The 18309-nt window shown below is 67.8% G+C and carries 17 protein-coding genes and 1 riboswitch; of the genes, 9 read left to right on the top strand and 8 right to left on the bottom strand.

What is annotated here, in order from left to right:
• Positions 1–2 precede the first annotated feature (2 nt).
• Positions 3–332: a hypothetical protein gene (locus IB225_RS10915; protein WP_192311273.1), complete on the top strand. Its 330-nt coding sequence runs from the start codon at positions 3–5 to the stop codon at positions 330–332.
• Positions 333–373: 41 nt separating this feature from the next.
• Here the strand turns inward: IB225_RS10915 and IB225_RS10910 are convergent, their stop codons facing one another.
• Both IB225_RS10910 and IB225_RS10905 read right to left on the bottom strand, forming a co-directional pair.
• Positions 374–517, bottom strand: a complete 144-nt coding sequence (locus IB225_RS10910; RefSeq protein ID WP_192311272.1) for a hypothetical protein — start codon at positions 515–517, stop codon at positions 374–376.
• A gap of 169 nt (positions 518–686) precedes the next feature.
• Positions 687–1070, bottom strand: coding sequence for a helix-turn-helix transcriptional regulator (locus tag IB225_RS10905; RefSeq protein ID WP_225583692.1), 384 nt, complete (start codon positions 1068–1070; stop codon positions 687–689).
• Between the two features lie 190 nt (positions 1071–1260).
• Between IB225_RS10905 and IB225_RS10900 the strand changes: the two genes are divergently transcribed.
• Positions 1261–4377 (top strand): ligand-binding sensor domain-containing diguanylate cyclase, encoded by a 3117-nt coding sequence (locus tag IB225_RS10900; RefSeq protein ID WP_192311271.1) that lies wholly within the window; start codon positions 1261–1263, stop codon positions 4375–4377.
• Between the two features lie 55 nt (positions 4378–4432).
• Entirely contained in the window at positions 4433–5437 is a 1005-nt protein-coding gene (locus tag IB225_RS10895) for an alpha/beta hydrolase (protein ID WP_192311270.1), read from the top strand.
• 18 nt (positions 5438–5455) lie between these two features.
• Here IB225_RS10895 and IB225_RS10890 read toward each other — a convergent pair whose 3' ends face one another.
• The 3 genes from IB225_RS10890 to IB225_RS10880 are packed head-to-tail and all read right to left on the bottom strand — an operon-like array spanning position 5456 to position 8795.
• Positions 5456–6532 carry a homoserine dehydrogenase gene (locus IB225_RS10890; protein ID WP_192311269.1) on the bottom strand — a complete coding sequence of 359 codons (1077 nt, stop codon included), beginning with the start codon at positions 6530–6532 and terminating at the stop codon, positions 5456–5458.
• Entirely contained in the window at positions 6529–7752 is a 1224-nt protein-coding gene (locus tag IB225_RS10885; protein WP_192311268.1) for an O-succinylhomoserine (thiol)-lyase, read from the bottom strand. Before IB225_RS10885 ends, IB225_RS10890 begins: the two co-directional genes overlap by 4 nt.
• Complete coding sequence (locus IB225_RS10880; RefSeq protein WP_192311267.1) at positions 7749–8795, bottom strand: homoserine O-succinyltransferase; 1047 nt, start codon at positions 8793–8795, stop codon at positions 7749–7751. The genes IB225_RS10885 and IB225_RS10880 overlap by 4 nt, the downstream gene beginning before the upstream one ends.
• Before the next feature lie 90 nt (positions 8796–8885).
• Positions 8886–9002: riboswitch (SAM riboswitch) on the bottom strand.
• Positions 9003–9115: 113 nt separating this feature from the next.
• Here IB225_RS10880 and IB225_RS20380 point away from each other — a divergent pair.
• From IB225_RS20380 to IB225_RS10855, 6 genes are all read left to right on the top strand, one after another.
• A complete protein-coding gene (locus IB225_RS20380; protein ID WP_225583690.1) occupies positions 9116–10210 on the top strand; it encodes a phytase in 1095 nt (364 codons plus the stop codon).
• Positions 10207–11133 (top strand): M23 family metallopeptidase, encoded by a 927-nt coding sequence (locus tag IB225_RS10875; RefSeq protein WP_345776612.1) that lies wholly within the window; start codon positions 10207–10209, stop codon positions 11131–11133. Before IB225_RS20380 ends, IB225_RS10875 begins: the two co-directional genes overlap by 4 nt.
• A gap of 80 nt (positions 11134–11213) precedes the next feature.
• Complete coding sequence (locus IB225_RS10870; RefSeq protein ID WP_192311265.1) at positions 11214–12830, top strand: peptide chain release factor 3; 1617 nt, start codon at positions 11214–11216, stop codon at positions 12828–12830.
• A gap of 146 nt (positions 12831–12976) precedes the next feature.
• Positions 12977–13219, top strand: a complete 243-nt coding sequence (locus tag IB225_RS10865; protein ID WP_192311264.1) for a hypothetical protein — start codon at positions 12977–12979, stop codon at positions 13217–13219.
• A 114-nt stretch (positions 13220–13333) separates the two neighbouring features.
• On the top strand, positions 13334–14026 hold the full coding sequence (locus IB225_RS10860; protein ID WP_192311263.1) for a hemolysin III family protein: 693 nt from the start codon (positions 13334–13336) through the stop codon (positions 14024–14026).
• An 86-nt stretch (positions 14027–14112) separates the two neighbouring features.
• On the top strand, positions 14113–16062 hold the full coding sequence (locus IB225_RS10855) for an AsmA family protein (RefSeq protein ID WP_192311262.1): 1950 nt from the start codon (positions 14113–14115) through the stop codon (positions 16060–16062).
• A gap of 6 nt (positions 16063–16068) precedes the next feature.
• Here IB225_RS10855 and IB225_RS10850 read toward each other — a convergent pair whose 3' ends face one another.
• The 3 genes from IB225_RS10850 to mtgA are packed head-to-tail and all read right to left on the bottom strand — an operon-like array spanning position 16069 to position 18267.
• Complete coding sequence (locus IB225_RS10850) at positions 16069–16497, bottom strand: CBS domain-containing protein (protein ID WP_192311261.1); 429 nt, start codon at positions 16495–16497, stop codon at positions 16069–16071.
• Positions 16457–17497 (bottom strand): glycosyltransferase family 2 protein, encoded by a 1041-nt coding sequence (locus tag IB225_RS10845; RefSeq protein WP_192311260.1) that lies wholly within the window; start codon positions 17495–17497, stop codon positions 16457–16459. Before IB225_RS10845 ends, IB225_RS10850 begins: the two co-directional genes overlap by 41 nt.
• Positions 17494–18267 carry a monofunctional biosynthetic peptidoglycan transglycosylase gene (gene mtgA / locus IB225_RS10840; protein WP_192311259.1) on the bottom strand — a complete coding sequence of 258 codons (774 nt, stop codon included), beginning with the start codon at positions 18265–18267 and terminating at the stop codon, positions 17494–17496. Before mtgA ends, IB225_RS10845 begins: the two co-directional genes overlap by 4 nt.
• Between the last annotated feature and the right edge of the window lie 42 nt (positions 18268–18309).

Raw genomic sequence — 18309 nt, 5'->3', positions numbered from 1 at the left:
GCATGACCGATAACCACACCAGCGCATCATCGACAGCGTGGCGCTCCTATCGCATCGGGAAAGCCCTGTTGTGGGGCGGCCTGATCCTCTTTCTGCCCGCCGTGCCTCTGCTTGGCATGGCGCTGCATGCATTGAGGGTCCCCGGCAATCCCGCCGCGATTGCAGCGTTCGCATTGATCGCGCTTTGGCTGATCAACGGGCTGTGGCTTGCGAAGTTTCTGTGCCCCGTATGCTGTAAGCGTTTCTTCGTCTACGGACCACTGCGCATCGGCAACCTGTGGGCACGTCGTTGCTGCCATTGCGGCGCCTCTGCGCCAATCAACACCCGCTGATCCCAGATTGAGAGCGCTGCCGCTACGCTTCGGGACCTGATTCAGCTGTCGCCGTCGTGGCGACGCGCGCCGCAGACCACCCCGTCATGCACGCAGTCGGCGCGTGATCCGTTGTCGCGCGCGGCGAGATCCTTGCCGAGCGTGTAGCCGAACCAGACCACCAGCAGCACGAACAGCATCGCCATCACCACCTACGTCGGCAGCTTGGTCGCTAGTGCATAGGTTGGGGTGAACGAAGTGAACCCCAACTTCGGTATCCTTAAGCGCCAAGTTGTTGGGGTTCGCAAGCTCACCCCAACCTATGCGCTGGCCACTTCGACAACCGTGGTCAGCGAGCGCTACAACCTCGATCCATCAACGACAGTCGGTGGCGTCCTGTTCGCAGACGGCTTCAGCACGGTTGTCGCGCAACGCGGCATCCTTGCCGATCGTGTAGCCGAACCAGACCACCAGCAGCACGAACAGCATCGCCATCACCACCCACGTCGGCAGCCTGGTCGCCAGCGCACCGGTTGAGTGGCGATCACGACTTCCGTCCACGGCCGAGGCTCCGGTCAGGTCGTCCACGGTGACGTTCAATGCCGCCGCCAACGCCAGACAGGTTTCCTGGGTCGCGGCTGAGCCCGCTTCGATCCGCTGCAGCGTCCGCGTACTCAACCCGGCCACCGTCGCCAAGTGCTCCTGCGACCAGGCACGCTGTTCCCGCAGGGCGCGGATCCGTTCGGCGTTCAGTTTCATGTCCATCATTGTCGGTCTTGTCCCGGCCAGTGTACGTTCGGTCCCAGCCTCCCTCCGTGCCGGCCGGACCGCCACGACAGGGACGCGACAGCGGCACGACACGCGCGCCTTCGCCCTTTAGGCGCGCGGACTTACGCCGATACCGTACTTTGGTAAACCGACTTACCGGAGACGCGTTCTGTTCCACCTCGTGGACAAGAACCGCCGCGGCCGCCTGTCCTGGCGGCACCGACTGGCGGCCTGGTGCCTGCCCCTGCTGGGCGGAATGGCACTGCTTTGCCCGTCCGCACAGGCGTTGGACCCGTCCAAGTCGTTCCATCACTACGTGCGCAACCACTGGAGCCTGGAACAGGGCCTGCCCCAGCTCAGCGTGCTGGCCATCGCGCAGGACAGGCCGGGCTATCTCTGGTTCGGCACCCAGGCCGGCCTGAGCCGCTTCGACGGCGTGCGCTTCACCAACTTCGACCTGGACAACACGCCGGAGCTGCCCAGCACCTGGATCCAGGCCCTGCATACCGACCGCGAGGGCCGGCTGTGGATCGGCACCCCGCAAGGGCTGGCGGTCCGCGACGGCAACCGCATGAAGACCCTGTCGGTCGCGCCTGGCGAGGCCGCCGGTGTCGTCGACGTGCGTGCACTGGCACGCGACATCCGCGGACGCCTGCTGGTCGCCACGCATGGCGGCGTCATGGTGGTGGTGTCGGACCGCCTGCAGACCCTGCATCCGATCGGCGATGGCGGCGCACTGTCGCTGCTTGTCGAAGACAACGGCACCGTCTGGATCGGGGCACGCGGCCGCGTGCACGTCTTCGATGGCGCGGGCGAACGCGTTTTCAAGCTGCCGGCCGGCGCGTCGCTCGCCACGGTCACCGCGCTGGCGCGCCATGACGGCCGCATCTGGGCCGGCTGCGATGCCGGCCTGTTCGTGCTCGACGGCACGCACTGGCAGCGCGACACGGATGTCGGCGCCGTCAGCGGCGGTGTGCAGGCGCTGCACCAGGACCGCGACGGCATCCTGTGGGTCAGCACGCGCGACACCCTGTACCGGCTACAGAAAGGCGATCTGCTCGAAAGGATCGCCGCCGACGGTCCCCTCGCGGAGATCCGCGCCTTCTACGAAGACCGCGAATCGAACCTGTGGCTGGGCAGCAACAACGAAGGCATCAGCCGCGCGTGGAACGGCTGGACGCGTCGCTACAGCGGTGCCGAAGGCCTGCAGCAACCCTTGCTCTGGTCCATCGCGCAGGCGCCTGACGGACGTGTCTGGGTCGGCAGCGACGATGGCGTGAGCGTGCTGGAAGGCGGCCGCTTCCGTACGATGGTCGCCGGCAGCGCGCTGCCCAACCCGGCCGCCTACAGCCTGTTGCCCGAGAACGGGCAGACCTGGATCGGCACTCGCGACGGCGCCGCGCTCTATCGCGATGGCCGCGTGCAGCGGCCGCGCATGCTGGCGGCAATGGACACCGCGCAGGTGAACGGCATTGTCCGCGACCGCCAGGGACGGGTGTGGTTCGCCACCAGCACCGGCCTGTACCGGTGGACGGAGGGCGATGACCGTCTGCAGCACTACGGCGAACGCGCCGGCCTGCGCGACGTACGCGTGCGCGTGCTGATGGAGACGCGCGACGGACGGCTGCTGGTCGGTACGCAGAGCGGCCTGTACGAATTCGTCGACGAGCACCTGGTCGCGCTGCCGCTGACCGGCACCGGGCTGGATGCACCGCACATCGTCTCCCTGCACGAACTCGCCGGCGGCCAATGGCTGGCCGGCGCGCTGTCGGAAGAAATGATGCTGCTGTTCGACGGCCATCGCTGGACCCGCCTGGACAAGGCGCGCGGCATTCCGGCGAACGCACCGTTCTTCTTCGCCGAGGACGCCAGCGGCTTCCTGTGGGTGGGCGGCCTGCGCGGCATCTACCGGGTGCCGACCGCCGACCTGCTCAATGCGGCTGACAATCCGGCCTTCCGGATATCGGCCCGCACGCTGCTCAACGAACGGGGTGACCGTCATGGCGGCCAGAAGGGCGACTGCTGCAACGGTGCCGGCAACAGCCGTGGCTTCATGGCCGACAACGCGCTGTGGCTGCCGACCCGCGACGGCGTGGTGGTCATGGCGACCGACCAGTCGCTGGCCAACGACTACCTGCCCGAGTCGGTGATCGAACGCGTGCAGGTGCAGGGCCAGTGGCGGCCGGCGGAACGCGTAGTGGAGTGGACGCTGCCGAGCGCCGCACGCGACCTGCGCTTCGAATTCACCACGCTCAGCTTCCAGGCGTCGGACCATATCGACATCCGCTATCGCCTGAAGGGCTACGACGAGGAGTGGAAACTGCTCGACGACCCGCACCAGCGCAGCGCGACCTATACCAATCTTCCTGCGGGCCGCTACGTGTTCGAGGTGCTGGGCACAAACAACAGCGGCGTATCCGGCCGCACCGCGGCCACGCAAGCGTTCGCGATCGCGCCGTACTTCTACGAAAGCCCCTGGTTCTACGTGCTACTGGCCTTCGCTTTGGGGATCCTGGTGCTGCTGTCCAACCGTTGGGTCCTGCGGCGCCACCACAACCGCAACATCGCGCTGGAGCGCCTGGTCGAGCAGCGCACGCGCGACCTGCAGCAGGCCAACCGGCAACTGGAAGCGATCAGCCTTACCGATCCGCTGACCGGCCTGCACAATCGCCGCTACCTGACCCGTCAGTTGCCCGCGGACATCGCCTATTACCAGCGCAATCCCGGCTTCGCCGCGGGCGTAGACGTGCTGGCGTTCGCGCTGCTCGACATCGACCACTTCAAGTCGATCAACGACGGCCACGGTCACCAGGCGGGTGACCATGTGCTGCAGACGGTGGCGCACCGCCTGCGCACGCTGTCGCGCGACGGCGACTATGTGATCCGCTGGGGCGGCGAGGAATTCCTGATGGTGTTCCGGCCGATGCCGCGACACGAACTGCATGCGCTCGGCCGCCGCATCTGCACCGCGATCGCGACCGAGCCGGTCGATGTCGCCGGCGTATCGCTGCAGGTGACGGCCTCACTGGGACTGGTGGGCTATCCGCCGTTCCCCAGTGCGCCCGACCTGCTCGGATGGGAACAACTGGTCTCGCTCGCGGACCGTGCGCTGTACGAGGTCAAGGCGCATGGCCGCAACGGCTGGGCGCTCTACGAAGCCACCGCGTTGCCGCTGCCATCGCTCGATCCGGACCAGGTGCGGCGCGATCCCGGCGACCTCGTCCGCAGCGGCCATCTGGCGCTGCGTGGCCCGCATCATCCTGCGGCGACACCGGCGCCACCTTCACCGAAGGTCTAACGACCCTGCCACGTATCCGCGGTACGCTGGCCCGCCACGTCGCCGAGACCGTCTCATGAAGATCTCCCGATCGCTGCTGGCCGCATCCGCCCTGCTGCTGGCGTCCAGCGCGCTGGCACAGACCGAATCCCTGCCCCGCTACGGCGCACGCCTCGAAGGTTTCGACTATCCGCATCCGGTGCGAACGTTCGCCTTCTCCTCGCAGGCGCAGCCGCTGGAAATGGCGTACCTCGACATCGCGCCGGCCACGCCGAACGGCCGCACCGTCGTGTTGCTGCACGGCAAGAACTTCTGTGCCGCCACCTGGGAGTCGGCGATCACTGCGTTGTCCACAGCGGGTTACCGCGTGGTCGTGCCGGACCAGATCGGCTTCTGCAAATCGAGCAAGCCGCAGCGCTACCAGTACTCATTCGCACAACTCGCGGGTAACACCCGAGCGCTGCTGGCATCGCTGGGTATCGAGCGCGCGGTGATCGTCGGCCATTCCATGGGCGGCATGCTGGCCGCGCGTTATGCGCTGCAGCACCCCGCGTCGGTCGAGCGCCTGATGCTGGTCAATCCCATCGGACTGGAGGACTGGAAGGCGGAAGGCGTGCCGTGGCGGAGCATCGATGCCTGGAACGAGCGCGAGCAGAAGACCACGTTCGACAGCATCCGCGACTACCAGCGCACGGTGTACTACGGCGGCGCGTGGAAACCCGAGTACGAGCGCTGGGTGCGGATGCTGGGTGGCATGTATGCCGGCGACGGGCGCGAGGCGGTTGCGTGGAGCCAGGCGCTGACCTCGGACATGGTGTTCAACCAGCCCGTGGTCTACGAACTGCCGAAGATCACCACGCCGACCACGCTGTTCATCGGCCTGAAGGACCGCACCGCCATCGGCAAGGACCTGGCGGCGCCGGAACTGGCAAAGCGCCTCGGTGACTATCCCTCGCTCGGCAAGCGCGCGGCGGCGGCGATCCCGGGAGCGACGCTGGTGGAGTTCGCCGACCTGGGCCACTCGCCGCAGGTCGAGGATTCCACACGCTTCAACGCCGCCCTGCTCGACGCGTTGCGCTGAAGCGGTGGGTTGCAGGCGCTACGCGCGCCCGCCGATCGCCAGCACGTCGTCCAGCAACGCGGCCGCCGTGACTTCGGCACCGGCGCCGGGTCCCTGGATGACCAGTGGCTGTTCCGGATACCGATCGCTGTAGATCGCCACGCGGTTGTCGGTACCACCACCGCCGCACAACGGATGGTCCAGCGGCAATGCCTGCAGGCCGACACTGGCGCGCTCGCTGTCGAAGCGGCCGAGGAAGCGCAGTCGTGCACCGTTGCGGTAGGCCTCCTTGAATCGCGCCGCCAGCGGCGCATCGAGCTGCGACAGGGCCGCGTCGAGGGCGGGCAACGGCAGTGCAGCGAGTTCCGCCGGCACCAGCGAATCCACGCGCACGTCCTCGGCCTGCAACGGCAATCCCGCAGCGCGCGCGAGGATCAGCAGTTTGCGGCGCACGTCCTCACCGGACAGGTCGAGTCGCGGGTCGGGTTCGGTGTAGCCGGCCTGGCGCGCCTGACGGACAAAGCCTGAGAACGCGCGCATGCCGTCGTAGTGGTTGAACAGCCACGCCAGCGAACCCGACAGCACGCCCTCGACGCGGTGGATGCGGTCACCGCCAGCGACCAGCGCGCGCAGGCTGCTCAACAGCGGCAGACCCGCGCCGACGGTGGCGGCGTCGCCGTAGCGGGCGCCGGACTCCGAACGCGCCCGACTGATCGCCTGCGCACGCGGCAGGGCACCGCCGACGCCGAGCTTGTTCGCCGTCACCACGTGCACGCCGCGCGACAACCATTCCACATGCCAGTCGGCCACGCTCTCGCTCGCGGTCGCGTCCACCACGATATCGCCGGCCCGCAGCGCTTCGCCCTCCGCCCACGGTGGCAGATCGGCGTCGCGCGGAGTCGCCTGGTTGGCGTCCTCCAGCGCCTGCTGCGCCTCGCTTCCGCAGGCATGGAGCGCGCGGGAGTTGGCCAGCCAGGCAAGCGTGGGGACCGGCAACGACTGCGCCTGCAGCCGCTGGTAACGCGCAACGAAGGCGCTCCCCACCACGCCGGTGCCGAGCAGCGCCAGCTTCGACGCGCTGCGCGGCGTGGTCGCGAGTCGGACGACCGTGCTCATGCGTCAGCGAGTTTGCGTTTGGACTCCGTTGCGACGGCTTCGGCACGCGCCAGCGCGGCAGTGAGATCGGCCAGCAGATCGTCGGTGGCCTCGATGCCGACCGACAGGCGCAGCAGGCCGTCGGTGATGCCGGCCTTGGCGCGCGCTTCCGGCGTCATCGCCGCATGCGTCATGGTGGCCGGGTGCGCGACCAGGCTTTCCACGCCGCCCAGCGATTCGGCCAGAGTGAAGTAGCGCAGACCTTCGACGAAAGCGCGCACCGCTTCCTCACCGCCGTCCAGTTCGACGCTCAGCATGGCGCCGAAGCCCTTCTGCTGGCGCGCGGCGACGGCGTGGCCCGGATGCGAGGCCAAGCCCGGGAAGTAGACCTTCGACACCACCGGATGCGCGTCCAGCAACGCGGCGATGGCATTGGCGTTTTCCTGGTGCGCGCGCAGGCGCGCGTCCAGCGTGCGCAGGCCGCGCAGGGTCAGGAAGCTGTCGAACGGCGAGCCGGTCAGGCCCAGCGCATTCGCCCACCACACCAGCTGCTGGTGCGTGTCGGCATCGCGCGCGATCACCGCGCCGCCGACGACGTCGCTGTGGCCATTGATGTATTTGGTGGTGGAGTGCAGGACGATGTCGGCGCCGAAGGCGATCGGCGTCTGCAGGGCCGGCGACAGGAAGGTGTTGTCCACTACCGTGCGCGCGCCGGCCTTGTGCGCGGCCTCGATGACGAAGCGCAGGTCGGTGATGCGCAGCAGCGGGTTGGACGGGGTCTCGATCAGCACCAGCTTCGGCGACTGCGCCAGCGCGTCGGCCAGCGAGCGCGGATCGGTCAGGTCGGCGGTGATCAGCTCGAAGTGGCCCTTCTTCGCCAGCGCGTTGAACAGGCGCCAGCTGCCGCCATACGCGTCGTGCGGTACCACCAGCCGGTCGCCCGGTTCCAGCAGCGCATTCAGCACCAGCGTGATCGCGCCCATGCCGGTCGCGGTGATGACGGCGCCGGCGCCGCCTTCCAGTTCGGCCAGCGCCTCGGCCAGCAGGTCGCGGGTGGGATTGCCACTGCGGGTGTAGTCGTACTCGCGCTTCTGCGCGAAGCAGGCGAAGCTGAAGTTCGACGACAGCACGATCGGCGGCGTCACCGCGCCATAGGCGGTGTCGCGGTCGATGCCGGCGCGCACGGCGGCAGTGGCGGGACGACAGGGCGCGTCGGCGTCGGTGGGGATGAAGCTGCTCATGCGGTTTCTCCGGCGGCGCGCAGGGCCGAGGTGAGGATGGAATCGATGCGGTCGGTTTCTTTCAGGAAGGCGTCGTGGCCGTAGGGCGAGCGCAGCACGCGCAGCTGGCCCAGCGTGGCGAGACCTTCGACCAGCGAGACGGAATCGGACAGCGGCACCAGGCGATCGCCTTCCACCGCGACCACCAGCGTCGGCACGCGGACATCGGCTGGATCGACGCGGTGCAGGTCGATGGACTCGGACAGGCGCACGTAGGCGGTGACGGGCGTGCGCGCGACGTATTGCGCACCTGCGGCGTCCAGGTAGTCTTCGGCGGCCACGCGCACGCGGCCGTTGACGATCTCCGGCGCGCTGTCGAAACGCTCGCCGAACTCTTCGGGCGTGCGGTAGCTGAGCATGGCGAACTGACGTGCCAGCGACAGGCCCTGCGCGTCGGCGCATTGCAGCTGGCCAAGCGTCACGGCGCGGCGTTGTAGCGCACGCCAGGCGGCAGCGTAAGGGTGCGCGCGATGTGCCCCGCTGACCGCGACCAGCTTCTTCAGGCGCTCGGCATGGCGCACGGCGAACTGCAGACCGACCAGCGCGCCATACGAATAGCCAACGAAGGCGTCCAGCCGCGCGATGCCCAGTGCGGACAGCAGCTTGGCGATGGCGTCGGCCTGGTCGGCAGTATCGATCGGCGCGTCGAGGCGACCGTCGGCACCGATGAAATCGAACGCGAGCAGCTGGCGCTGCGCCGGATCCAGCGCGCGGCCGGCGCCGACCAGCTCGTTCAACCAGCCGCTTTCGGGAAACACGTCGCTGGCCGTCAGATGGCGATGCGCGGAAATGCCGCCGGCAACGAACACCACCGGCGCGCCAGCCTGACCCTGCAGTTCGTAGCGCAGCGTCACCGCACGCGTGCCGGCATGACGCATCGACAGTTCCACCACCACTTCGCCGCGCAGCGCGCGCGGACCATCGTCCTGCGTGGACGACAGGGGGAAACCGTCGATCGGCGACGGTTCGGGCAGGCGGTTCAGGGCGGGACTGGCGTAACTCATGGCGGCATCCGGTGGGCGTGATCCCTTGCGGGACGGGACTGCACCACCGAGCTTCGCGGAGCTCGCGTTCGCCGTGCGAGGGCACGGTACGAACCATCTTCCGGCAGACGCTGAGGTCCCCGCAGGATTTGGCACCACCACGGCGCTTGCGCGTCGCTGGCTGCCCCGGCTTCTTCGGGCCTGTCCCTCTGCCGGTCTCGATGGTGGACGTACTTTGCCCAGCCCGTCGGCGGATGTCAATCGCTTTATTCGGATGAAGCGATGGATTTTGACCGCGGTCGCCCTGCCGGCAGGTCGGGCGATGCCGCATAATTCATGACATGACCCGGAATCTCCTCCTGGGCGGCCTGTGCGCAGCCTTGCTGGCCGCCTGTTCCACCGCCCCCGTCCACACTTCCACGCCCCCCGCTCCCCCGCCGAAAACGGCGGCCGATGCCGTCATTCCGGAAGCCTGGGTCTCGGACCCCGTCGCCGGGGACGAACTGGACTCGCTGGTCGCCTGGCCGACCGAGGCCGGGCAGGTCTGGCTGATCGCCACCGCCAAGGCCACCCACCACCTGGCCGTCTACGACGCCGACACCGGCCAGCGCCTGCGTACGGTCGGTGCGCCAGGCAGCGCGGTGGGCCAGTTCAACCGGCCGAACGGCATCGCGGTATTCGGCGACCTGCTGTTCGTGGCCGAGCGCGACAACCACCGGGTGCAGGCCTTCCGCCTGCCGGAGTTCGCGCCGCTGGGCGCCTTTGGCGCCGACGTCCTGCGCTCGCCGTACGGTCTGTGGGTGCACGAGACCGCGCCGGGCGAACTGGAACTGTTCGTCACCGACAGCTTCATGGCCGATTTCCGCACCATGACCCTGCCCCCGATGGCGGAACTGGATGGACGCGTGAAGCGGTTCCAGGTGCGCGTGGAGGAAGGCGGCAAGCTGGAAACCCGGCTGCTGGGCCAGTTCGGCGACACCGGCGCAGCGGGCGCGCTGCGGATGGTCGAGTCCATCGCCGGCGATCCGGCGCACGGCCGGCTGCTGATCGCCGAGGAAGACCGGCGCGTCGGCTCCACCCTGCGCGACTACCGGTTGGCCACCGGCACCTACAACGGACACAGCCTGCCGGTGTTCGATGCCGATGCCGAGGGCATTGCGCTGTGGTCATGCAGCACCGAAGACGGCTACTGGATCGCGGTGGACCAGCTGACGCCGACCCGCTTCCGCGTGTTCGACCGCGCCACGCTGGCCCCCGCCGGCGTGTTCTCCGGCAAGGTCACCTCGAACACCGACGGCGAGACCGTCTACGCGATGCCGACGAAGCGCTTCCCCGCCGGCGCGCTGTTCGCGCTGCACAACGATGCCTCGCTGGCCGCCTTCGACCTGCGCGACATCGCCCGCGCGCTCGACCTGCAAGGCGGCTGCCCGCGGTGAACGCGCGCCTGCTGGCCCTGGCCTGCGGCGTCGCGGTGCTGGTCGGCAGCATCGGCGACCTGGGCGCTGCCCGCCTGTACCGCTGGAAGGACAAGCAGGGCTACACGCAGTACGGCGACCAGCCGCCGCCACCGGACCAGCTGGCCGGCAGCGGGGTGGACGTCATGCGCTTCCGCAACCCGCCCAGCGCGCTGGTACGCCTGCGGCTGGAGAAGCAGGGCGCGCGCTACCAGGCCTGGGCCGACAACCTGATGCACGGTCCCGTGGAGGTGCAGCTAGGCTTCCGCCGCCAGCGTGACGTCCGCAGCGCCCCCGCCCTGCCCGCGCGTGCCGTGGTCCCGGCGCGCAGCAGCGTGCTGGTGGCCAACATCAGCGTGACCGACCCGCTGCGTGGTGGCGACTTCGAACTGACCCTGGACGGCATGCCCGGCGACCCGGCCAGCCAGCCACAGGACTACGAGTACCGCCTGCCGTTCGACTACGGCCGCGTCCGGGTCGACCAGGGCCCGGGCGGCCGCTTCAGCCACAGCGACGTGCAGAACCTTCACGCGGTGGATTTCGCGGTGCCCGAAGGCACCCGCATCGTGGCGGCGCGCGAGGGTCTGGTGATGCAGGTGGAATCGGACTTCGACAAGGCCGGCCTGAACCGCGAGAAATACGGCGGCCGTGCCAATTTCATCCGCATCCTGCACAGCGACGGGAGCATGGCGCTGTATGCGCACCTCAAGGCCGAGGGCGCGCAGGTGCGCGTGGGCCAGTACGTCCGCAAGGGCCAGTACATCGGCCTGTCCGGCAACACCGGCTTCTCGACCGCGCCACACCTGCATTTCGTGGTGCAGGCCAACCGCGGCATGCGGCTGGAATCGGTGCCGTTCCGCATGTTCGGGCCGCTGGGCCAGCTGCAGTTCCCCGCCGGCCGCTGAGCCAGCAGGGCCGGCCTGCGTCCCGGCCGCTATAATCGCCGCCTTCCCGCTCCTTCAGCGCCCGTCCGGGCGTCCGCCCCATGTCCAATCCGACCAGCGCCGTGGCCAACGAAGCCACGCGCCGCCGCACCTTCGCCATCATTTCCCACCCCGACGCCGGCAAGACCACGCTGACGGAAAAGCTGCTGCTGTTCGGCGGCGCGATCCAGATGGCCGGCTCGGTGAAGGGCCGCAAGGCCGCGCGCCACGCGACCTCGGACTGGATGGCGCTGGAAAAGGAGCGCGGCATCTCGGTCACCTCGTCGGTGATGCAGTTCCCGTACGAAGGCAAGATCGTCAACCTGCTGGACACACCGGGCCACGCCGACTTCGGCGAGGACACCTACCGCGTGCTCACTGCGGTGGACAGCGCGCTGATGGTCATCGACGTGGCCAAGGGCGTCGAGGAACGCACGATCAAGCTGATGGAAGTCTGCCGCCTGCGCGACACGCCCATCATGACCTTCATCAACAAGCTGGACCGCGAGGGCAAGGACCCGATCGAGCTGCTGGATGAAGTGGAAAGCGTGCTGGGCATCCAGTGCGCGCCGGTGACATGGCCGATCGGCATGGGCCAGCGCCTGAAGGGCGTGGTGCACCTGCTGACCGGCGAAGTGCACCTGTACGAGCCGGGCCGCAATTTCACCCGCCAGGACTCGACCATCTTCGCCTCGTTCGACGACCCGCAGCTGGAAGCGCGCATCGGTAGCGAGATGCTGTCCGCGCTGCGCGACGAGTTGGAACTCGTGCAAGGCGCCAGCCATCCGTTCGATAAGCAGGCCTACCTGGACGGCAAGCAGACGCCGGTGTTCTTCGGCTCGGGCGTCAACAACTTCGGCGTACAGCCGCTGCTGGACTTCTTCGTCGAGCATGCGCCGTCGCCGCTGGCGCGCGAGACCACTGGCCGCGAAGTGCAGCCGGACGAAGGCAAGCTGACCGGCTTCGTGTTCAAGATCCAGGCCAACATGGACCCGCAGCACCGCGACCGCGTGGCGTTCATGCGCGTGTGCTCGGGCCGCTTCGAAGCTGGCATGAAGACCTTCCATGTGCGCAGCGGCAAGGAAATGAAGCTGGCCAACGCGCTGACCTTCATGGCCAGCGACCGCGAGATCGCCGCGGAGGCCTACCCCGGCGACGTGATCGGCATCCACAACCACGGCACCATCTCCATCGGCGACACGTTCACCGAGGGCGAGGCGCTGTCGTTCACCGGCATCCCGAACTTCGCGCCTGAGCTGTTCCGCCGCGCCCGCCTGCGCGATCCGCTCAAGCTCAAGCAGTTGCAAAAGGGCCTGGCGCAGCTGTCGGAAGAAGGCGCCACCCAGTTCTTCCGCCCACTGATGAGCAACGACCTGATCCTGGGCGCAGTCGGCGTGCTGCAGTTCGACGTGGTGGCCTACCGCCTGAAGGACGAGTACGGCGTGGATGCGTCGTTCGAGAATGTCAGCGTGGCCACGGCGCGCTGGATCCGCTGCGACAACGCGAAGAAGCTGGAAGAGTTCCGCGACAAGAACGCGATGAACCTGGCACTGGATGCCGCCGGCGAGCTGGTCTACCTGGCGCCGACACGGGTGAACCTGCAATTGGCGCAGGAACGTGCGCCGGACGTGCAGTTCCTGGCCACGCGCGAGCATGCCCACAGCGTCGACCTGGGCTGATCGGGCCCTTGCGCAGGACGACCACCCGCAGGACGTGTCTTGCGGGTTACGTTCGGTGCGCGTATTTCCTTGCGGCATCCCGCCGGCGACATTGATCCGCTAGGCTTCGCCGGACCGCCATCCGGCGGCGCAACGGGGAGAGGGCGATGTACTTTCTTGGGGTGGTGCTGGTGCTGGCGGGCGCGATCTGGATGACCGTGAACGCCGCGAAGAAGGATGGTGCGCTGGCCGCCGTCTTCTGTTTCATCTGTGGCTTCTACACGATCTACTACGGCATCAAGAACTTCGCCCAGAACAAGATCCCACTGATCCTGTTCCTCGCCGGCCTTGCACTTTGTCTGGTGTTCCGCCCCGACATGGCGGCACTGAGCGGCGCCGCCGCGATCTGATCACGCACGCGTCGACCGGTGCCGGGTTGGCGGGGACATCCCGAAACCCGACACCGGCTGACGGATCGCCGGACGGTCCATGCACCACGTGCTGCATTGCGGTAACGTGGCGCCATGAGCAAGCCGACTTCCTTCCAGACCCTGCGCAACCGCAAGCGGGCCGATCATCTGGTCGACCTGCGCGACGAGATTGCCAGCGCGCTGACGCATGGGCTGGGCGCGGTACTCGCACTGGCCGGCGGCGCGGTGCTGATCACCCTGGCGGCGATCCACGGCGACGGCTGGCAGCTCGGTGCCTCGATCGTGTTCGGCGTCACCCTGCTGCTGCTCTACACGGCGTCCACGCTGTACCACGCCATCCAGCACCCGGTGGCGAAAGGCCGGCTGAAGGTGTTCGATCACTGCGCGATCTATCTGCTGATCGCGGGTACCTATACGCCGTTCACCCTGATCGGCCTGCGCGGTCCGTGGGGCTGGGGCCTGTTCGTCGCGATCTGGACGATCGCCATTGCCGGCGTGATCTTCAAGCTGTTCTATACCGGCCGCTTCAAACTGTTGTCGACCATCATCTACATCGCGATGGGCTGGCTGGTCGTCGTGGCGATCAAGCCGCTGCTGACGTCGGTCGATCCGTGGACGCTCGGCTGGCTGCTGGCAGGCGGCCTGTTCTACACGCTGGGCACCTTCTTCTATCACCGCGAATCGATCCCCTACTCGCATGCGATCTGGCATCTCTTCGTGATCGGCGGCAGCGTCTGCCACTTCGTGGCCGTTACCCAGCAGGTGCTGTTGCCCCGCCTGGCGTGAAACGCGCATCGACGTTCGTGTCCCGCACATGAACCAGAAAATCCTGTTTCGCGGTACGTGAACGCGCGGTCCCCAACCATGGGGCCATGAACGCCGCGCCTTCCCCACGTCGCCGCTTCGCTCTGCGTCCTCTCTCGAAGACGAGTGCCGTCATCCTCGGTGTCGTGGCGGCGATCATCGTGGTGGTGGCGATCCTGTTCGAATGGAACTGGTTGCGCCGCCCGATCGAGTGGGTCGTCGAGCGGCAGACCGGGCGCAGCTTCCACATCGCCGGCGACCTGGACGTCGATCTTGGCCGTGTAACGACCGTAAGCGGTGATGCGCTGACCTTCGGCAACGCCACGTGGTCGAAGGTGCCGACGATGGCGGCGGTCGATCGTGCGGAACTGAGCGTGGAAGTGTTACCGCTGGTGTTCAAACGCGAGACCCGCATTCCGCGCATCCACCTGACGAAGCCTCAGCTGCGACTGGAAACAGGACCCGACGGCACGGGCAACTGGGTCTTCGGCGACACGAGTGGTGAAAGTCGAACGACGTTCCGCGACCTCTGGATCGACGACGGCCGTCTGCTGTTCCTCGACCCGAAGACGAAGACCGATGTCGACATCACGCTGGACAGCGCGAAAGCCCCGACACCGGACGAGGCATCCGCCGTCGACGTGGAAGGCAAGGGCCGCTGGGCAGGCAACCGCTTCACGCTGGCCGGCCAGGTGGCGTCTCCGCTGGCCCTGCGCGATACCGACAAGCCCTACCGCATCGACCTGCGTGCGACCGCCGGACCCACCCGCGCCCATGCGCGCGGCACCCTGCTCGACCCGTTCCGCCTGCGCGACTTCGATCTGAAGCTGATGCTGGCCGGGCAGAACCTGGAAGACCTGTTCCCGCTGATCGGTGTCGCCACGCCGCCCTCGCCGCCCTACCGGCTGGACGGTCGCTTCACGCGCGACGGCAACACCTGGAACTACGAAGACTTTGCCGGTGTCGTCGGCGACAGCGACCTCGGTGGTTCGGCCAGCGTCACGGTCGGTCGCGAACGCCCGCTGCTCAAGGCGAATCTGGTATCCAAGCGACTGGACTTCGACGACCTGGCCGGCTTCGTCGGCGCGCCCCCGCAGACCGGTGGCAGCGAGGCCAGCAATGCGGAGCAGCGTGCGGAAGCGGCCGCCGTCGCAGCCGATGCGCGCGTGCTGCCGGATACGCCCTACGACCTCGTCAAGCTGCGCGCGATGGATGCCGACGTGCGCTGGAAGGCGCACCGGATCAACGCACCTAGCCTGCCGATCGACGACATGGACGCGCACCTGCTGCTGGATGCGGGCCTGCTGCGACTGGAACCGTTGAACTTTGGCGTTGCGCAGGGCGACATCCGTTCGCAGATCCGCATGGACGCTCGCACCGACACCATCCGCACCAACGCGAAGATCACCGTGCGCGGGCTCGACCTGGGCGAGTTGTTCCCGAATGCCGAACTGACGAAGACCGCCATCGGCCGCATTGGCGGCGACCTGACGCTGGCCGGCACCGGCAACTCGATCGCCGGCATCCTTGGCACGGCCGATGGCGACATTGCCGTCGGCATGGGACGCGGCCAGATCAGCAACCTGCTGATGGAACTGGCGGGGCTGGATATCGCCGAGGCACTGAAGTTCCTGGTGACCAAGGACAAGACCGTGCCGGTGCGCTGCGCCTTCGGCGACTTCGCGGTGAAGGGTGGCGTGATGCAGACGCGCACGCTGGCCTTCGACACCAGCGACACCATCATCGTCGGCAAGGGCCAGGTCAGCCTGAAGGACGAGACGCTGGATCTGGAGATGCGGCCGCGTCCTAAGGACCGCAGCATCCTGGCGTTGCGGTCGCCTTTGGTCATCGGCGGAACGTTCAGGGATCCCTCGTTCCGCCCGGACTTCAAGCGCCTGGGACTGCGCGGCGCCGTAGCCGTGGCGCTGGGCACCATCACGCCGCCGGCGGCGCTGCTGGCCACGATCGAGGTGGGCCCGGGCGAGGACAGCGCCTGCGGCGGGCAGTACGCTAAGTAACGCGGATCAGCTGGCGATGTAGCGCTGCAACTGGTCGAGTTCCACCTGCTGGTCTTCGATCACCGCCTTCACCAGATCGCCGATCGAGATGACACCAACGATGGCATCGCCCTCCGCGACCGGCAGGTGGCGGATTCGGTGCTCGGTGACGACCTGCATGCAGTGATCGACACTGTCGTCAGGCCGCACCGTCACCACCTTCGCCGTCATGATGTCGCGCACCGGCGTATTCGATGACGAGCGCCCCTGCAGCACGACCTTGCGTGCGTAGTCGCGCTCGGACACGATGCCGCACAGTCGCGGGCCCTGCATGGCGAGTACTGCGCCAACCCCCTTCTCGGCCATCAACTTGATGGCATCGAGGACTGAAGCGTCCGGGGATACCGCGAAGACTTCAGGGGTCTTGGCCCCCAGCAACTGACGAACCGTGCGCATGGCGATCTCCTGGAAAGGGAGCGGGCCGATCTGGCCCGGCCAAGGATACTCCTGCCGACGCGGGTTGCCATGCATCGACCAGGTACAGCGGGCGCTGTTTGGATTCCTCGTACAGGCGGCCCAGGTACTCGCCGATCAGGCCCAGCGCCACTAACTGCACGCCGCCCATGAAGAGGATCACGGTCATCATCGTCGGCCAACCCGCCACCGGGTCGCCAAACAGCAGGGCCTTGCCCACGATATAGATCGCGAAGGCGAATGCCAGCAGCGCGGTCAGCACGCCCAGGTAGGTCGCCACGCGCAACGGCGCGGTGGTGAAGCTGGTGATGCCCTCCAGCGCGAAGTTCCACAGCTTCCAGAAACCGAAGCTGCTGTTGCCTGCCACGCGAGCCTCGCGATGGTAAGGCAGTGCTTTCTGGTTGAAGCCCACCCAGCCGAACAACCCCTTCATGAAACGGTGCCGCTCGCGCAGTTCGCGCAATGCGGCCAGCGCGCGCGGCGACAGCAGGCGGAAGTCACCGGTGTCGGCCGGGATCGGCGTCTTCGACAGGCGACCGATCACGCGGTAGAACGCATGCGCGGTGGCGCGCTTCAACCAGCCCTCGCCATCGCGCTCGACGCGCGTGCCGTGCACGTTGTCGTAGCCGGCCTGCCACTCCCGCACGAACTCGCCGATCAGCTCCGGCGGATCCTGCCCGTCGGCATCCAGGATCAGCGCCGCGCCGCTCTCGACACGGTCCAGGCCCGCGGTCAGCGCCGCCTCCTTGCCGAAGTTGCGCGAAAGCCGCAGCACCGACACGCTCGGGTCAGCCGCCGCCAGCGCGCACATCACCGGCCACGTGGCGTCACGACTGCCGTCGTCGACATACAGCACGCGTCCCTGCACGCCATCCAGCGCATCCAGCGCCGCCATGACGCGCGGATGCAGCAGCGGCAGCGCTTGCGCTTCGTTGTAGGCGGCCACCACCACGGTGACCTGCCAAGGACCCTGGTGGTTCATTGCAGTGCCTCGAGATACGCGACGCCGCCAATCTGCCGGACCTGCCGCTGGATGCCGGCGGCGCGGCGCTGCACATAAGGACCGGGACGGTGCGCGTTATACCGGCGCGGCGATGGCAGCACGGCCGCGAGACGCGCGCTTTCATTGGCCGTCAGTCGACCTGCATCCTTGCCCCAGTAGCTTCGCGCCGCCGCCTGCCCGCCATACACGCCATCACCGAACTCGGCGACGTTCGCGTAGACCTCCAGAATCCGGCGCTTCGGCCACAGGGTTTCGATCAACACCGTGTACCAGGCTTCCAGTCCCTTACGGGCCCAGCGCGAGACACGATTCGTGCCCTGCCAGAGGAACAGGTTCTTCGCCACCTGCTGGCTGATGGTGCTGGCCCCCCGCAGGCGCGTCACCGGCCGTCCGCGCTTCTCGGCGCGCTCGACCATCTTGCGATTGTGGACCCGCGCTTTCTCGATCGCGCCCAGGTCGAACCCATGGTGGATCGCGAAGTTCTGGTCCTCCGCGGCCACCATCGACAGCGGCAGGCTGGGCGCCATGCGATCCAGGTCGCGCCAATCGTAGGCCACGCGGAAACCGAACTCGCCCTGCCCCCACGCCTCGATCACCCGCGCCGCCATGAACGCCGTGAACGGCGGATCCACGAACCGGAGCACCACGACCTGCAGGATGCTCGCCGCTCCGAACAGGAACGGCAGTGCCAGCAGCCATCGGAACCAGCGTCGTCGGCGCGGCACCGTTGCGACCGTTGCCGTGCTCATCGGGCCAGCCGGATCTTGAGGATGGTGTTGGTTGCCCCCATC

This window comes from Pseudoxanthomonas sp. PXM02, assembly GCF_014851805.1.
In the GTDB taxonomy this organism is placed as follows: domain Bacteria; phylum Pseudomonadota; class Gammaproteobacteria; order Xanthomonadales; family Xanthomonadaceae; genus Pseudoxanthomonas_A.
This window is presented reverse-complemented; position numbering and strand designations above follow the sequence as displayed.